The following is a 14,287-nucleotide window of genomic DNA, read 5'->3' on the forward strand; positions in this document are numbered from 1 at the left end:
TCAAGTCCCCTTGCTGGTTATTGAGCGGGCGACGTTTGCTCAGGGAGGGGTTATAAGAAGGGCCATGATTACCGTTCTTGTTCGCGTCACCCATGGGCCCGAGGCCCTGGCAGCCACCTTGAGCGCTCTCGTGCCCGCCGTTGCGGCCGGGCTCGTGGGCGATGCCGTCATCATGGGGCGCGAAGAGGATGAGGTGCTGGTGAAGGTGGCCGATGCCGCAGGCGCCAGCCTGATCGTCGGCGACGGGGTGTCCTGGGCGGAGGGGGCAAGAGCCGCCCGGCGCGAATGGCTGCTCTGCCTCGATGACGGCGATATCCCGCAGGAAGGCTGGATCCGCGTTCTCGACCGCTTCGTCACCCTGGCTCAGCCTGAGCGGGGCCTCGCCCGTTTCCGCCGTCAGGGCGCAGGCGTTTCCGGCCTCGTGCGGCGCGTATTTCTGCGGTCAAAGGTTCATGCCGGCGATCTCGTGCATCGACGCGTGCTGCTCAACGAAGTGAAGGCCCGCACGCCGGTGCGTCTTTCGGCACGGATCGAACGCGATCCGGTTTTCGGCTGAAACTCATCATGCATTCTCCATCTCCGGCAATCGTGTTCTGTCCAGACACAGAGCTCGGCTATGAGCGCAGCCGAACCCGCTTCGCGTCAGGGGAGGGGTTTCCTCTCGACGAAGCTTATCGGCTCGCACACCTGCCTCTGGTTGCTCCCGGGCATCCACGGGTCATCCCTAAGCGAGAGGGAGCGACCTATGTCATGGGACGGCATGAGCGCGTGTTCTCGCTTGTGCTGCCGGTTCCCGATGACCTGCTGCGTCAATCGCCCGCTTACAACGATCTCGATGCCGAGATGAGAGTCTCGCTGTTCGCCGGAAAGGTCGCCTGGGACGTCCTGGGCAAACGATGGGACAAGCTGCACGCAACGATCTGCGGTTCGCTTTCGACCGATGTCCCGCCCGTGCTCGATCAAGAGCAGCGGCGCGCGTTGACGGCATTAGGTCCAATCAGTGTCGAACTTCGAGGGATGTTTTCCGGCAATGTGAACCGGGGGCGGCTATATCTGCGGGCCTATCCGGAAAAGCGGAACGGTGAAAACGTCTTCCGGCAGATACAGTGCATCCTTGGTCGCCGCGAAACGGATCTGTATGTCGTCGGTCTCTATAACCTGACAGATGATCTTGATGCGGCAGAGGCAGCGGCACTCGCATCCCTCATCGACCGTTGGTGGGATCGGACGCTCCTGCGTTTCGATATCGATCATCTCTGGCTCATGGGCGCAAGCGATGATCTCGTTCTAGATTCTACAATTGAGGAATGTGTTGCGCTCGCATGAGGTGGTGAGCCAGCCAGTTTCTTAAGCTTTCAGCTTCCCGCGCTTCAGATGCTCGTCGAGGCGCGGCATGATCTCCACGAAATTGCAGGGGCGATACCGATAATCGAGCTGTGTCGCGAGAATGCCGTCCCACGCATCCTTGCAGGCGCCGGGCGAGCCCGGCAGCACAAAGATGAAGGTGGCGTTCGCCACGCCCGCCGTTGCGCGCGACTGAATCGTGGATGTGCCGATCTTCTCGTAGGAGATGCGGTGGAAGATGGCGGAGAAGCCGTCCATGCGCTTCTCGAACAGAGGCTCGATGGCCTCCGGAGTCACGTCGCGTCCCGTGAAGCCCGTGCCGCCCGTGGTGATGATCACGTCGATGGCGGGATTTTCGATCCATCCCTTTACCTTCGTGCGGATGGCGTCGATATCGTCCGGCACGATGGCGCGATCCTCAAGTGAGTGACCTGCCTTCGCGATGCGATCAGCAAGCGTCGCGCCTGACGTATCCTCGTCGAGGGAGCGCGTATCGGACACGGTGAGGACCGCCATGGAGAGCGGAACGAAGGTGAGCGTTTCGTCGATGCCGGGCATGAGAGCAATCTCGCGTGATCGATGCCTTTGTAGCGCAGAGCCATTCATTCGACCACAGGCGTCATCCCGGACGAAGCGCAGCGAAGATCCGGGATCGTTTTCAGGAGAAGGCGCCATTCTTGTTATGCGATCCCGGATCGGCTTTGCCGTCCGGGATGACGTCTTTGTATATGCTCTTAAAGCCTGCTCGCCCGGAACGTGTCGCAGGATTGAACCGAGCCGCTCTTCAGGCCGGTCGTCAGCCAGCGCATGCGCTGTTCCGACGAGCCGTGCGTGAAGCTGTCCGGCACGACGCGGCCCTGGCCTTGCTTTTGTAGACGGTCGTCGCCGATGGCTTCGGCTGCGCGGATCGCTTCCTCGATGTCGCCCGGCTCAAGCGATTGCCAGCGCTGGTTGGAATGGTGCGCCCACACGCCTGCAAGGCAATCGGCCATCAGCTCGACGCGGACGGAGAGCTGGTTGCGTTCCGTCGCGCCGACTTCTTGCTGGCGCTGCTGCACGCGCGGCAAAATGCCGAGCAGGTTTTCGACATGGTGGCCGACCTCGTGCGCGAGCACATAGGCATAGGCGAAGTCGCCGCCGGCGCGGAAGCGCTGCTGCATTTCCTGGAAGAAGGAGAGGTCGATGTAAACGGTCTGGTCGAGCGGGCAGTAGAACGGCCCCATGGCCGATTGCGCGCCGCCGCAGCCGGAGCGCGTCGCGCCGGAGAACAGCACGAGCTTCGGCTCGCGGTACTCGCGGTTGGCCTGTTGCGGCAGCACGACCTTCCACACGTCTTCCGTGTTGCCGAGAACGGCCGAGGCGAAGCGGCCCATCTCGTCCTGCGGCGTGCCCTGTTTGCCCTGCTGCTGCTGATAGCCCGAGCCGCCGCCCGCGATCATTTCCGCGCCGCCGATCAGGATGCGCGGATCGATGCCTAGCGCCCAGCCGACGAGGCCGAGAATGACGATGGCGCCGAGCCCCAGGCCACCGCCCCCGGCCATGCCCATGCCGCGGCGGTCTTCCACGTTGGATGAAGTCCGAAAGTCGTCCCAGCGCATGATCCACCTTCAATCTGCCGTGCAGCACGATGCAGAGGCTTAAAGCGTAAGCATAGAGCCCGGTTCCGAACCAGCGGTAAAAGTCGACGTCTTATTCCTTGGCGTCGAGCGCCCGGCGCAACGCCAGGAAGTCGCGCCAGCCGAGGCGCTTCTGCAAGGGCTGGCGTAGCAAATAGGCCGGATGCAGGGTCGGAAGCGCGCGGATTTCGCGCCCGTCCTCGGTCTTGTAGGTGAACCAACGCCCGCGTGTGCGCAGGATGCCGTCCTTCAGGCCGAGCAGGTTCTGCGCGGCAGGGCCGCCGAGGCAAAGCAGGAATTTAGGGTTCGCCAGCTCGATCTGGCGCGCGATGAAAGGCTTGCAGATCGCAATTTCCTGCGGGGTCGGCGTGCGGTTGCCCGGCGGACGCCAGGGCACGATGTTGGCCACGTAGACTTGGCTCCGGTCGAGGCCGATGGTGGCGAGCATCCGGTCGAGCAGCTGGCCTGAGCGGCCCATGAAGGGCTTGCCGATCCGGTCCTCGTCCGCGCCGGGGGCCTCGCCCACCAGCATCACCCGGCCTTCCGGGTTGCCGTCGGCGAAAGCGAGGTTCTTGGCGGAGAATTTCAGGGCGCACCCGTCGAAGCCTGCAAGAATGGCTTCGAGCTCCTGCAGGGATTGCGCATGGCGCGCCTGCTCGCGGGCCATGAGCGCCACCTCGTCCGGCGCGCTGGCGGCGGCCTTCGGCAAGGCGCGAGGCGGGGGAGCCGATGCGGGTGAGGGGGCGGCACGAGAAGCCTGGCCTTGCGGAGCCTGGCTTGCGGGGCGGGCAGGTTCCGCCTTCGGTTCCGCGAAACGGTTATGCGGCGTCTCGTCGAGCGCAAGATCGACGCCCGCCTCGACATGGAAGTCGAGGAGCGCCTTCAAAGCATCGCGGTCGGTGGTGAGGTCCTGCATGGGATCTATGTAAGCATTCCGGACCGGATGAACAACTCAAGGCTTGCCAAGGGACTGCGAGCAATTACGAAATCAGGTCGAAGAGCGTCGGGCTGTCGTCCCGCCGGGCGTCCTCGATGGCGAGCAGCCGGAGCTTCGTCTGGCCGCCGCCATTGGCCGAGAAACCGCCGAGCTTGCCTCCCGCCGCGACCACACGGTGGCAGGGGACGATGATGGGGAACGGGTTCTTGCCGAGAGCCTGCCCGATCAGCCGGGCGTTGCCGACACCGATCCGCGACCCGACTTCTCCATAGGTCAGGAGGCGTCCGGGCGGGATGCTCAGAGCAACCTCATAAACACGCCGGTGAAGCTCCGGCACGCCTTCCATGTCGAGCGGGACATGGGACAGATCGCGCGGCTCGCCGTTCAGCAGGGCAACCACATCGTCGATGATGGCCTGAATGCCGGGCGGTGGTGAGGCTTCCGAGCTTTCCGGAAAGCGCTTCTCGATCCGGCTGCGCGTCCTGGATGCATCGTCCTCCGGCAAGTGCACGCCGACGATTCCGCGCCCATTCCAGACGAGGCCGCAAACGCCGATAGGCGTGTCGAAAAGCGTATGGAACGCCACGCGCTCGGAGGAGTGATCCTGCATGGGGCCATTCTAGGCGTCCCGAAGGGGAGGGGCAACTTTAGGATAGCCCCGGCACGTTTGCCGTTGAAACGGCGTCTATAATCGGCTTTCGGCATAACCTTATGCTGAAAGGGAACTTTCCGGTTGAGATCAATGAAGCTAGGACAATTCCAAACTAGTCTGCCCTTGAGAACTTCGCCATATTGTTCATATGTAAACCATCTGGTCCTCAAGTCGCGTACAGGAGAGAGCGCTCATGTCCGATCTGCCCGCCCGTGAATCCATGGAGTTCGACGTCGTTGTCGTCGGCGCCGGCCCTGCGGGCTTGGCGACGGCGATCCGCCTCAAGCAGCAGGCGACTGACAAGGGCGCGGATATTTCCGTCGTGGTGGTGGAGAAGGGCTCCGAGGTCGGCGCTCACATCCTATCCGGCGCGGTGATCGACCCGATCGGCCTCGATGCCCTGCTGCCGGAATGGCGCAACGATCCCGACCGTCCGCTCAAGACTGAAGTAACGGCGGACGAGTTCATGTATCTGGGCCATGCGGGCGGCGTGAAGATGCCCAACGTGTTCATGCCCAAGCTCATGAACAACCACGGCAACTTCGTGGGTTCGCTCGGTAACGTCGCCCGCTATCTCGGCCGCAAGGCGGAGGAACTGGGTGTCGAGATCTATCCAGGCTTCCCGGCGGCCGAAGTGCTGATCGAGGACGGCAAGGTGGTGGGCGTCGCCACCGGCGACATGGGCATCAGCCGCAACGGCGAGCCCAATGCCAACTTCACCCGCGGCATGGAGCTTCGCGCCAAGTACACGATCTTCGGCGAGGGCGCGCGCGGCTCGCTCACCAAGCAGATGGTGGAGCGCTACGGTCTCAACGAGGGCCGCGATCACCAGAAATACGGCATCGGCATCAAGGAACTCTGGCAGGTGAAGCCCGAGAATTTCAGGCCGGGCCTCGTGCGCCATTCCATGGGCTGGCCTCTGCCGAACAATGCGGGCGGCGGCTCCTGGCTCTATCATTTCGACGACAACCTCGTGTCCGTCGGCTTCGTGGTTCACCTCAATTACAAGAACCCGACCCTGTCGCCCTTCGACGAATTCCAGCGCTTCAAGACGCATCCGATGGTGCGCGACGTGTTCGAGGGCGCCAAGCGCATCGGCTATGGCGCGCGCGCCATCATGGAGGGCGGCTGGCAATCCGTGCCGCGCCTCTCGTTCCCCGGCGGTTGCCTTGTGGGCGACTCGGCGGGCTTTGTGAACGTGCCGCGCATCAAGGGCAGCCACAACGCGGTTCTCTCGGGCATGCTCTGCGCCGATCACGTGTTCGAGGCATTGCAGGCAGGCCGCGCCAACGACGAGGTGTCGTCTTACGAGGAAGCATGGCGCTCCTCGCCCATCGGCTACGACCTCGAGCGCGTGCGCAACGTGAAGCCGCTCTGGTCGAAATACGGCACGGCCGTGGGCGTGGCGCTCGGCGGTCTCGACATGTGGCTTACCGAGATTTTCGGCTGGTCGCCCTTCGGCACCATGAAGCACGGTAAGCCGGACCACGAATGCCTGCTGCCGCTCTCGTCCGTGAAGCCGATCAAGTACGACCGTCCCGACGGCGTGCTCACCTTCGACAAACTCTCCTCGGTGTTCCTGTCCAACACCAATCACGAGGAGGACCAGCCGGTCCATCTCAAGGTCAAGGACATGGGCTTGCAGAAAGCCTCCGAGCACGATGTCTATGGCGGCCCCTCGCAGCGCTACTGCCCGGCAGGCGTCTATGAATGGGTGGAAGGCGAGGGCGGTGCCCGGTTCCAGATCAACGCCCAGAACTGCGTCCACTGCAAAACCTGCGACATCAAGGACCCGAACCAGAACATCAATTGGACCACCCCCGAGGGTGCCGGCGGGCCGAATTACGTGAATATGTAAGTGAGCCAGGGCGTCCTCCCGGACGGCGTAGCCGATCCGGGATCGTTTTCAGAATAAGGCGCCATTCTTGTCCTACGATCCCGGGTTCTGCTCTGCAGCCCGGGATGACTGCTTCCTGATTTATTCAATCTCACGAGGCTTTTACGCGGGGAGCGGCAATCTTCCCCTTGCGACCGCCAGAGGGAAACGCCATTCTCCGGCCTGATTTGGCGCACATCTCCCTATATGTCCTACCTTGAGATGTCGCGATGATTGGAGCCGCGCTTCGTGCCCACGTTCAAATTGCCTTTGGCCCGTAAGGGTTTGCCTGCACTCGTGCTGATGACGGCCGGCCTTCTGGCTTCGCCGGCCTTCGCGGTCACCCCCGACCCGAAAGAGGCCGTGAGGCCCGCCCAGAGCCTGGAGGGCAACTTCCTCTCCGCCTATGTGGCGGGCTCCGCCCGCGATACGCATGCGGCGTCCGTCTATTTCCGTGAGGCCATCCAGGAAGATCCCGGCAATCAGGAGCTTCTGGAGCGCGGTTTCGTGGTGTTCCTCGCCAGCGGCTCCATGCAGGAGGCCTATCGGGCCGCCGAACGCCTCTCGGCGCGTGATTCGTCCAACAACCTCGCCCAGTTCGCCCTCGCGGTCCGCTCCCTGAAGGCGCAGAAATACGGCGATGCGCGCGCACGCCTCGCCAAGAGCGCCCGCAGTCGCCAGGCGGATCTCACCGCGACGCTTCTGACGGCCTGGGCCTATGCCGGAGCCAAGGACGGTAAGCAGGCGCTCGCGACGGCGGACAAGCTCCGCGGCCAGCCTGGCAACGATCCGTTCAAGCAGTTCCGCGAATACCATGCGGCCTTGATCGCCGATGTGGTCGGCAATGCTGCGGAAGCCGAGAAGCGCTTCAAGGCTGCCTATGAAGGCGAGAAGAACACGCTTCAGGTGGTGGATGCCTATGGCCGCTTCCTTGCCAAGCGCGGCAAGAAGGACGAGGCGATTGCCGTCTACAAGGCTTTCGATGAGCTCGCCCCGCGCCATCCCATCGTGAAGGCCGCTTTGACGGCGCTGGAAGAGGGCAAGCCCCTCATGCCGCTCGTGACCAACGCCCAGGACGGCGCGGCCGAGCTTCTCTACGGCCTCGGCGTGGTGGGGAATTCCCAGGGCGACGAGCTGACGGCCACCATCTACCTCCAGCTCGGTCTCGACCTGAAGCCGGATCATCCTCTGGCCCTCATCACGCTCGGCGACGTCTACGAGCGCCTGAAGCAGTATGATCAGGCCAACGAGGCCTTCAATCGCGTGCCGAAGGATTCGGCTGTGCGTACGAACGCCGACATCTCCATCGGCCAGAACTACGAGCAGATGGAGCGCGGCGAGGAGGCCATGGCCTATCTCGAGAAGCTCATGAAGGAGCGCCCGGAGGACGTGGAAGTGGTCATGGCGCTCGGCAACGTGCAGCGCTCGCGCAAGAAGTTCGCGGAGGCCGCCGAGACCTACGGCAAGGCGATCCAGCTCGTCGGTGCGCCCCAGCGCGGCCACTGGATTCTCTTCTTCTATCGCGGCACGTCCTATGAGCGCGCGAAGCAGTGGGACAAGGCCGAAGCCGATCTCAAGAAGTCCCTGGAGCTGGTGCCCGACACCCTGCCGGCCGGCAAGGCGCAGGTGATGAACTATCTCGCCTATTCCTGGGTCGACCGGCACGAGAACATCGACGAAGCGTTCAAGATGCTGACGAAGGCCGTGGAGCTTGCCCCCCGCGACGGCATGATTATCGATTCCCTCGGCTGGGCCTATTACCGCCTGGGCCGCTACGACGACGCCGTGCGCGAACTCGAAAAGGCGGTGGAGCTGAAGGCCGGCGACCCGACGATCAACGATCACCTGGGCGATGCGTACTGGAGAGTGGGCCGCAAGCTCGAGGCGAAATTCCAGTGGGATCACGCCAAGAACTCGAACCCCGAGCCGGAAGACCTCGTGAAGATCCTCAAGAAGATCGACAACGGTCTGGAGGATGACCCGAAGCCCGCAGCCGCCGAGAACGCGCCTGCTCCGGTGGCTCCGGCCGCTCAGAACGGCGGTTGAGAGTAGGACACTTTTTTGGAAATGGCCGGGTCCTTCCCGGCCATTTTGTTTTGCGGTGCCGCTCTTCCAATCCACCCGTCTCTCGGGCATGGAGGGGATATGCCTCAACCCCTCTCCACCCGCGCGCCCGCCAAGATCAACCTGACGCTCCATGTTCTGGGGCGGCGGGCGGACGGCTATCACGAGCTTGAAAGCCTCGTGGCCTTTGCGGGCGTGGGCGACGATCTTCAGCTTATTCCAGGACCTAAGCTTTCCTTGCAGGTGAGCGGACCGACTGCGGCGCTGGCTGGAAACGATGCGGACAATCTCGTGCTGAGGGCCGCGCGTCTTCTCGCGGAGCGCGTGGAGGGGCTCAGGCTCGGCGCCTTCCATCTCGTCAAGCGCTTGCCCGTCGCTGCCGGAATCGGCGGAGGCTCATCGGATGCGGCGTCCGCTTTGAGGCTGCTCGCCCAGCTCAATGATTTGCCGCTTTCACATCCCGCTGTTCGTGAAGCGGCGCGGCTCACGGGTGCGGATGTGCCTGTCTGTCTTGAACCGCATGCCCGCATGATGTGCGGCATCGGGGAGGAGCTTGGGCCTGCCCTGGCACTACCGCCGCTCTTTGCTGTGCTGGTCAACCCGCGCATGCCCGTCGAAACGCCTGCTGTGTTCAAGGCGCTTGACTTGCAGCCGGGTCAGGCCATGCAGGGCATCGCTCACCCTGCCGTCGATACGGCATCCTCCGATGCTGTTCTGCAAATTCTCGAAGCGGCCCGCAACGATCTTCAGCTACCTGCTCTCAGGGTGCAGCCGGAAATCGGCGATGCGCTCGATCTGGTCTCACGAACCGAAGCCTGCCGCTTGGCCCGCATGTCAGGTTCGGGTGCAACGGTCTTCGGACTCTATGAGGATGCTGCACGCGCGGAGCACGCGGCCCGTTTCGTGCTGGATCATCGGTCCGAATGGTGGGTCGAGGCGACGGAGCTGCGATAGGCTCCGCCGGATTAAGAGGATCGCGTTATAAAAAAACCTCTTAAAAACGATTGTATCGATTAAGATATGTAATTAAGTTGCGCTCTCTTTTCACAAGGGGGCGACCTTGGACTCCGACGAGACGCTGGTCATCACGGGCGGCTGGCGCGCGCATCTTCCGAAGCTTCTCGGGCTCGCAGGTCTCATCTGCGTTGCTTATGCGGGCGCTCGGCAATTGTCCTACTGGATCGTCCCCGTGGGCGGGGTGATCTTCGCCGGTGCCTATGTGATCGAGCGCAAGGCGCTGTGGTCCTATGCCATCTCCACATCGAGCGTGGGCAAGTTGGTTCGTCAGGCGCTCGTCACGGTCGCGATCCAGACCGTTGTGGTGGGCATTTTCTACCTGCTGTTCTTCGGGCTTGCCGCCATCGTGACGGGACGCGCGGGCTTCACGGCTTTCGGCCTGCATGAAACAGGTTTGATGCTGGTGACGGCGGCATGCTTCATCGCGGCCGCCGTGCTGAAGTCCCTGTTCGCAGCTTCCTCTGCGCCGGACGATACGCTCGCTATTCTCGAAGAGATCGACGATCTCGCCTCGTCCTCCATCATCATGCCTGTGCGGATTTTTCAGCTCGCATCGCAGATCGCGAAGCAGAAGCTCGGTTTCGCCATTCCGCTGATCGAGCAATGCGCAGCCAATGAGGAGAGCTTCCACGTGCGCCGCGTTGCCTACACGGCTGTGCGCTTCATGGGCTTGCGCGAGAATCCGCTGCTCGATGTGCGCGCTTTCCTCGATAGAGGCTTCGCGGATTCGCATCCATGGGTCCGCTACGATGCGGTGTTCGCGGCTGAACGCCTCGGCTTCGAAGATCATGCGCTGCAGGCCAAACTGATCGAGTTCGCGGATGGTCTCGAGCCTCCGCCGGAAGGGGAATCCATCGCGTCTAGCGACGCAGATCTGCAATTGCGCGTGAGGGCGGCGCGGTTGCTGCGGAAACTCGAAGGCCCCGCTGCCGCCTGAATTGCAGGCGATGAGACAAACGAAAAGCCGGACCATCCTGAAGATGGTCCGGCTTTTCGTTTTTGAGTTGAGGCTTAGTTCTTACCAGGCCGGGATGATCGCGCCCTTGAAGCGCTCGTCCAGGAATTTCGCGACTTCAGGCGATTGGTAGGATTGCACGAAGGTCTTGATCTCCGCGCGGTCGTCGCCCTGACGGGCGGCGACGAAGTTCGCATAAGGATTGCCCTCGCGCTTCTCCACCGCAATCGTGTCCTTGCGGATGTCGAGGCCGCCGTTGATCGCATGGTCGGTGTTGATCACGGCCGCATCGAGATCGGGCAGGGCGCGGGGGAGCTGCGCCGCGTCGAGCTCGGAGAACTGCACGTTCTTCGGGTTCTCAGCAATGTCGAGCAGGCTCGGCGACAGGCCCTTGCCGTCCTTCAGCTTGATGATGCCTTGTGCGGCAAGCAGGTTGAGCGCGCGACCGCCATTGCTCGGATCGTTCGGGATGCCGACCTTCGCGCCCTTGGGCAAGTCTGCGACGGCTTTCACCTTCTTCGAATAAAGACCGATCGGCTGCACGAAGGTGAAGCCCACGGGAGCGATCTTGTATCCGCGCGCCGCGATCTGCGCGTCGAGATAGGGCTTGTGCTGGAACGCGTTGGCATCAAGGTCCTTACGGTCCAACGCCTCGTTCACGAGAGCATAATCGGAGAAGGGCACGAGCTGAACGTCTAGGCCCTTGGTGGCGGCGACTTTCTTGACGACTTGCGCCACCTCTTCCTCTGCGCCTGACATGACGCCGACCTTGATGCTCTTCTGCTGAGCGGCGGCGGGCAGCGCTGCGGTGAGAGCAGCGATTGCGATGGTCGCGGACAGGATGGTGCGACGGGTGAAAACGGACATGGGAGTACCTTTCAGGCAAAGTTCGTCCGGGCTTCAAATTGAAGCCGGACATGTGGTTCGGGTTAAGAGAGAGAAAGATCAGGCGTGGAAGCGACGACAGCGTTCAGCCAGGAACGGCTGATGTCTCGACATGAGTGTCATGGTGGAGATCGCTTGCGTCATAGCCTCATCGTTCCTCGTGAACCACGAGGCGGAAGCCGCTCGTGGCGCTTTAGCCTTTGATCACGCGGGGCAAGCTGCTCGTCTCAAATCACCGCGGCCTTGAGGCGGTGTTGATTGCCTCAAGACAAGGACCTTTTTATACGGGCCGGATTTTATGTCAACCGATATGTTCTGTAAAAAGAACGAACCTGCTATGCTCAATATGCACGGGCGATGCAGAAATCGACCGTCTCGAGCAAAGCCTGCTTCATCGGGCTCGACGGGAAGAGGGCGAGTGCGTCGCGAGCCATGGAGCCGTAATGGCGGGCGCGCTCGACGGTGTCCTCCAGCGCCTTGTGGCGGCGCATGATGGCAATCGCCTGCTCGAGATCGCCGTCCTGGATATCGCCCTGTTCGAGCACGCGCTTCCAGAAGGCACGCTCCTCGTCCGTGCCGCGGCGGAAGGAGAGGACGACGGGGAGGGTAATCTTCCCCTCGCGGAAGTCGTCGCCCACGTTCTTGCCCAGCGTCGCGGCCTTGCCGCCGTAATCGAGCACATCGTCGACAAGCTGGAAGGCAATGCCGAGATTCATGCCGTAGGAGCGGCAGGCGTTCTGTTCCGCCTTCGAGCGGTTGGCAATGACGGGGCCGACCTCGCAGGCAGCTGCGAAGAGTTCCGCCGTCTTACCGCGAATGACCGCGAGATATTCGTCTTCCGTGGTCTCGGTGTTCTTTGCAGCGGCAAGCTGCATTACCTCGCCTTCGGCGATCACGGTGGCGGCGGCTGAGAGAATGTCGAGGGCGCGCAGCGAGCCCACTTCCACCATCATGCGGAAGGCCTGGCCCAGCAGGAAGTCGCCCACCAGCACGCTCGCCTCGTTGCCCCACTTGATGCGGGCGGCGATCTTGCCCCGGCGCATGTCGCTCTCGTCCACCACGTCGTCGTGGAGGAGGGTGGCCGTGTGCATGAACTCGACGGCGGCGGCGAGCTTCACATGCCCGTCGCCCTGGTATTCGGAGAGACCTGCGGTCGCGAGCGTCAGCATGGGGCGAAGGCGCTTGCCGCCCGAAGAGATGAGGTGGTTCGCCACCTCGGGGATCATCGTCACGTCGGAGCCGGTCCGCGACAGGATCATCGCATTGACCCGCTCCATATCGGCGGTCACAAGAGAGACGAGCTTCTCGATGCCCGCGTTCTTGTCGGGATGCTTCTCTTCGAATGGAACGACGACGCCCACGTCTCAAACCCGGGTTGCCGACCGTCATGGCCGGTAGGAATATTCAGTCATGTGGCATGGCACTTTCCATGTTGCAATGCAAACGCTTGCCGCAGAGGAAAGGTAGCCAGCCGATGGTCGAAATCGTCCGCACCAACGATCTCGTTCTGATCGGTTTCCTACAATCCTTATTGGAGAACGCCAATATCCCAGTTCTCGTGGCGGATATGCATGTGAGCGCCATGGAAGGGATGATCGGGGCCTTTCCGCGAAGGCTTCTGGTGCCCAACGGCGATGAGGTGGAAGCCCGCCAGCTGATCCGCGATGCCGGTCTCGAAGGCGAGCTGCGCCAAGGCTGATATTATGAGTGAGATCACGGAAGATTGTTTGCTGGGAGGGCGCGTCTCCCTGGTTCAGCCCGCCAAGGGGCACCGGGCGGGCACGGATGCGGTGCTTCTGGCGGCGGCCGCTCCCGCGAAAGCTGGGGACAGGGTGCTGGATGTCGGTGCCGCCACCGGCGCGGTCGGGCTCATGGTGGCCGCCCGGGAGAAGGGGGCGCATCTCGCCTTCGTGGAGCGCGACCCGGACCTTGCCGAACTGTGCCGCCGGAACTGCCGGGCGAATGGGGTCGAGGCCGAAATCTTCGTGGTCGACCTTCTGGATAAGGGCTCGCGGCATGCAGCGGGCCTGCATCCTGAATCGGCGGATGTGGTGCTGACGAACCCGCCTTTCCTGGAGGAGGGGCAGGCGCGAATCTCTCCGGACCGGGGCAGGGCGGCGGCCCATGCGCTTCCCTCGGGAGGGCTGGAGGCCTGGCTCAGGACCTGTTTGAGCCTGCTCAAGCCCAAGGGGCGGCTCGTCCTGATTCACCGGGCCGATAAGATGGCCGAATGCCTTGAGGGATTGAACGGGCCCTTGGGTGGAATCGCGCTTCGCTTCGTTCATCCCAGCGCCGACAAGCCTGCCATCCGTGTCCTCATCTCCGGCACCAAGGGCAGCCGCGCCCCCCTGCAGATCCTGCCGCCGCTGATCCTCAACGGGCCGGATGGGCGCTTCACGCCCGAGGCTCAGGCCCTGCATCAGGGACAGGCCGATCTCCTATGAAAAAGGGCGCCAGAGGCGCCCTTTTCCGATCAGTAGCGGTAGCCGGGCCGCGGGCCCGTGCGGCAGACCTCGACGCCACGGCGGACCCAGGTGTAGCCGTTCCAAACCCGGCGGGGCTCGACCCAGCAGCGGCGCACGGCGCGAACCGGGCGATAAGCCGGGGCAGGGCGGTAGACGCGGCGGTTATAGTGCGGGCGGCCATATTCATGGCGCACCAGGACGGGGCCGGCACGGTATTCTACCGCCGGACGGCGATAGCCGTAATAAGGCTGAGCCTCGGCCTGGGGAGCGACAAAGGCACCAAAGCCAAGGGTGGCGAAACCGAGAAGACCGATAAGCAGCTTGCGCATGTCAATTTCTCCTTGGCCGCTCGACGATGGCCGAGGCGGCGTGTGGGCATGGATGTTATCCATGCTGAATCTTTAAACGCCCTTAACTGAACGAAGGCCGAAACTTTCCCTAACGGTATGTTCATCTTGGGAAGCTCCGCCATGCGC

At 62.9% G+C, this 14,287-nt stretch carries 15 protein-coding genes; 8 read left to right on the top strand and 7 right to left on the bottom strand.

The window, feature by feature from the left end:
- Positions 1–64: 64 nt before the first annotated feature.
- Both MHY87_RS05505 and MHY87_RS05510 read left to right on the top strand, forming a co-directional pair.
- Entirely contained in the window at positions 65–556 is a 492-nt protein-coding gene (locus MHY87_RS05505; RefSeq protein WP_239350208.1) for a hypothetical protein, read from the top strand.
- A 224-nt stretch (positions 557–780) separates the two neighbouring features.
- Positions 781–1,326: a hypothetical protein gene (locus tag MHY87_RS05510; RefSeq protein ID WP_239350209.1), complete on the top strand. Its 546-nt coding sequence runs from the start codon at positions 781–783 to the stop codon at positions 1,324–1,326.
- Positions 1,327–1,347: 21 nt separating this feature from the next.
- On the opposite strand, the gene moaB is transcribed toward MHY87_RS05510, so the two are convergent.
- From moaB to MHY87_RS05530, 4 genes are all read right to left on the bottom strand, one after another.
- Positions 1,348–1,902: a molybdenum cofactor biosynthesis protein B gene (gene moaB / locus MHY87_RS05515; RefSeq protein WP_239350211.1), complete on the bottom strand. Its 555-nt coding sequence runs from the start codon at positions 1,900–1,902 to the stop codon at positions 1,348–1,350.
- Between the two features lie 176 nt (positions 1,903–2,078).
- Positions 2,079–2,942, bottom strand: coding sequence for a neutral zinc metallopeptidase (locus tag MHY87_RS05520; protein ID WP_239350213.1), 864 nt, complete (start codon positions 2,940–2,942; stop codon positions 2,079–2,081).
- A 91-nt stretch (positions 2,943–3,033) separates the two neighbouring features.
- Complete coding sequence (locus tag MHY87_RS05525) at positions 3,034–3,876, bottom strand: uracil-DNA glycosylase family protein (protein WP_239350215.1); 843 nt, start codon at positions 3,874–3,876, stop codon at positions 3,034–3,036.
- A 64-nt stretch (positions 3,877–3,940) separates the two neighbouring features.
- On the bottom strand, positions 3,941–4,507 hold the full coding sequence (locus tag MHY87_RS05530) for a methylated-DNA--[protein]-cysteine S-methyltransferase (protein WP_239350217.1): 567 nt from the start codon (positions 4,505–4,507) through the stop codon (positions 3,941–3,943).
- A gap of 235 nt (positions 4,508–4,742) precedes the next feature.
- On the opposite strand from MHY87_RS05530, the gene MHY87_RS05535 reads away from it, so the two are divergent.
- The 4 genes from MHY87_RS05535 (at position 4,743) to MHY87_RS05550 (ending at position 10,443) form a co-directional block, all read left to right on the top strand.
- The gene (locus MHY87_RS05535) at positions 4,743–6,407 is read left to right on the top strand and encodes an electron transfer flavoprotein-ubiquinone oxidoreductase (protein ID WP_239350219.1); all 1,665 of its coding nucleotides are present in this window, start codon (positions 4,743–4,745) and stop codon (positions 6,405–6,407) included.
- 267 nt (positions 6,408–6,674) lie between these two features.
- On the top strand, positions 6,675–8,471 hold the full coding sequence (locus tag MHY87_RS05540; protein WP_370644845.1) for a tetratricopeptide repeat protein: 1,797 nt from the start codon (positions 6,675–6,677) through the stop codon (positions 8,469–8,471).
- Between the two features lie 99 nt (positions 8,472–8,570).
- The gene (locus tag MHY87_RS05545; protein ID WP_239350221.1) at positions 8,571–9,443 is read left to right on the top strand and encodes a 4-(cytidine 5'-diphospho)-2-C-methyl-D-erythritol kinase; all 873 of its coding nucleotides are present in this window, start codon (positions 8,571–8,573) and stop codon (positions 9,441–9,443) included.
- 106 nt (positions 9,444–9,549) lie between these two features.
- Positions 9,550–10,443, top strand: coding sequence for a hypothetical protein (locus MHY87_RS05550; RefSeq protein ID WP_239350223.1), 894 nt, complete (start codon positions 9,550–9,552; stop codon positions 10,441–10,443).
- 81 nt (positions 10,444–10,524) lie between these two features.
- Here the strand turns inward: MHY87_RS05550 and MHY87_RS05555 are convergent, their stop codons facing one another.
- Both MHY87_RS05555 and MHY87_RS05560 read right to left on the bottom strand, forming a co-directional pair.
- Positions 10,525–11,328 (bottom strand): MetQ/NlpA family ABC transporter substrate-binding protein, encoded by an 804-nt coding sequence (locus MHY87_RS05555; RefSeq protein ID WP_239350225.1) that lies wholly within the window; start codon positions 11,326–11,328, stop codon positions 10,525–10,527.
- 359 nt (positions 11,329–11,687) lie between these two features.
- Positions 11,688–12,707 carry a polyprenyl synthetase family protein gene (locus MHY87_RS05560; RefSeq protein WP_239350227.1) on the bottom strand — a complete coding sequence of 340 codons (1,020 nt, stop codon included), beginning with the start codon at positions 12,705–12,707 and terminating at the stop codon, positions 11,688–11,690.
- Between the two features lie 113 nt (positions 12,708–12,820).
- On the opposite strand from MHY87_RS05560, the gene MHY87_RS05565 reads away from it, so the two are divergent.
- A complete protein-coding gene (locus tag MHY87_RS05565) occupies positions 12,821–13,045 on the top strand; it encodes a DUF2007 domain-containing protein (RefSeq protein WP_239350229.1) in 225 nt (74 codons plus the stop codon).
- A 4-nt stretch (positions 13,046–13,049) separates the two neighbouring features.
- Entirely contained in the window at positions 13,050–13,790 is a 741-nt protein-coding gene (locus tag MHY87_RS05570) for a tRNA1(Val) (adenine(37)-N6)-methyltransferase (RefSeq protein ID WP_239350231.1), read from the top strand.
- Positions 13,791–13,819: 29 nt separating this feature from the next.
- Here the strand turns inward: MHY87_RS05570 and MHY87_RS05575 are convergent, their stop codons facing one another.
- Positions 13,820–14,140, bottom strand: a complete 321-nt coding sequence (locus tag MHY87_RS05575; protein ID WP_239350233.1) for a hypothetical protein — start codon at positions 14,138–14,140, stop codon at positions 13,820–13,822.
- Positions 14,141–14,287: the final 147 nt, after the last annotated feature.

It is taken from the genome of Microvirga sp. ACRRW (genome assembly GCF_022346925.1).
In the GTDB taxonomy this organism is placed as follows: Bacteria; Pseudomonadota; Alphaproteobacteria; order Rhizobiales; family Beijerinckiaceae; genus Microvirga.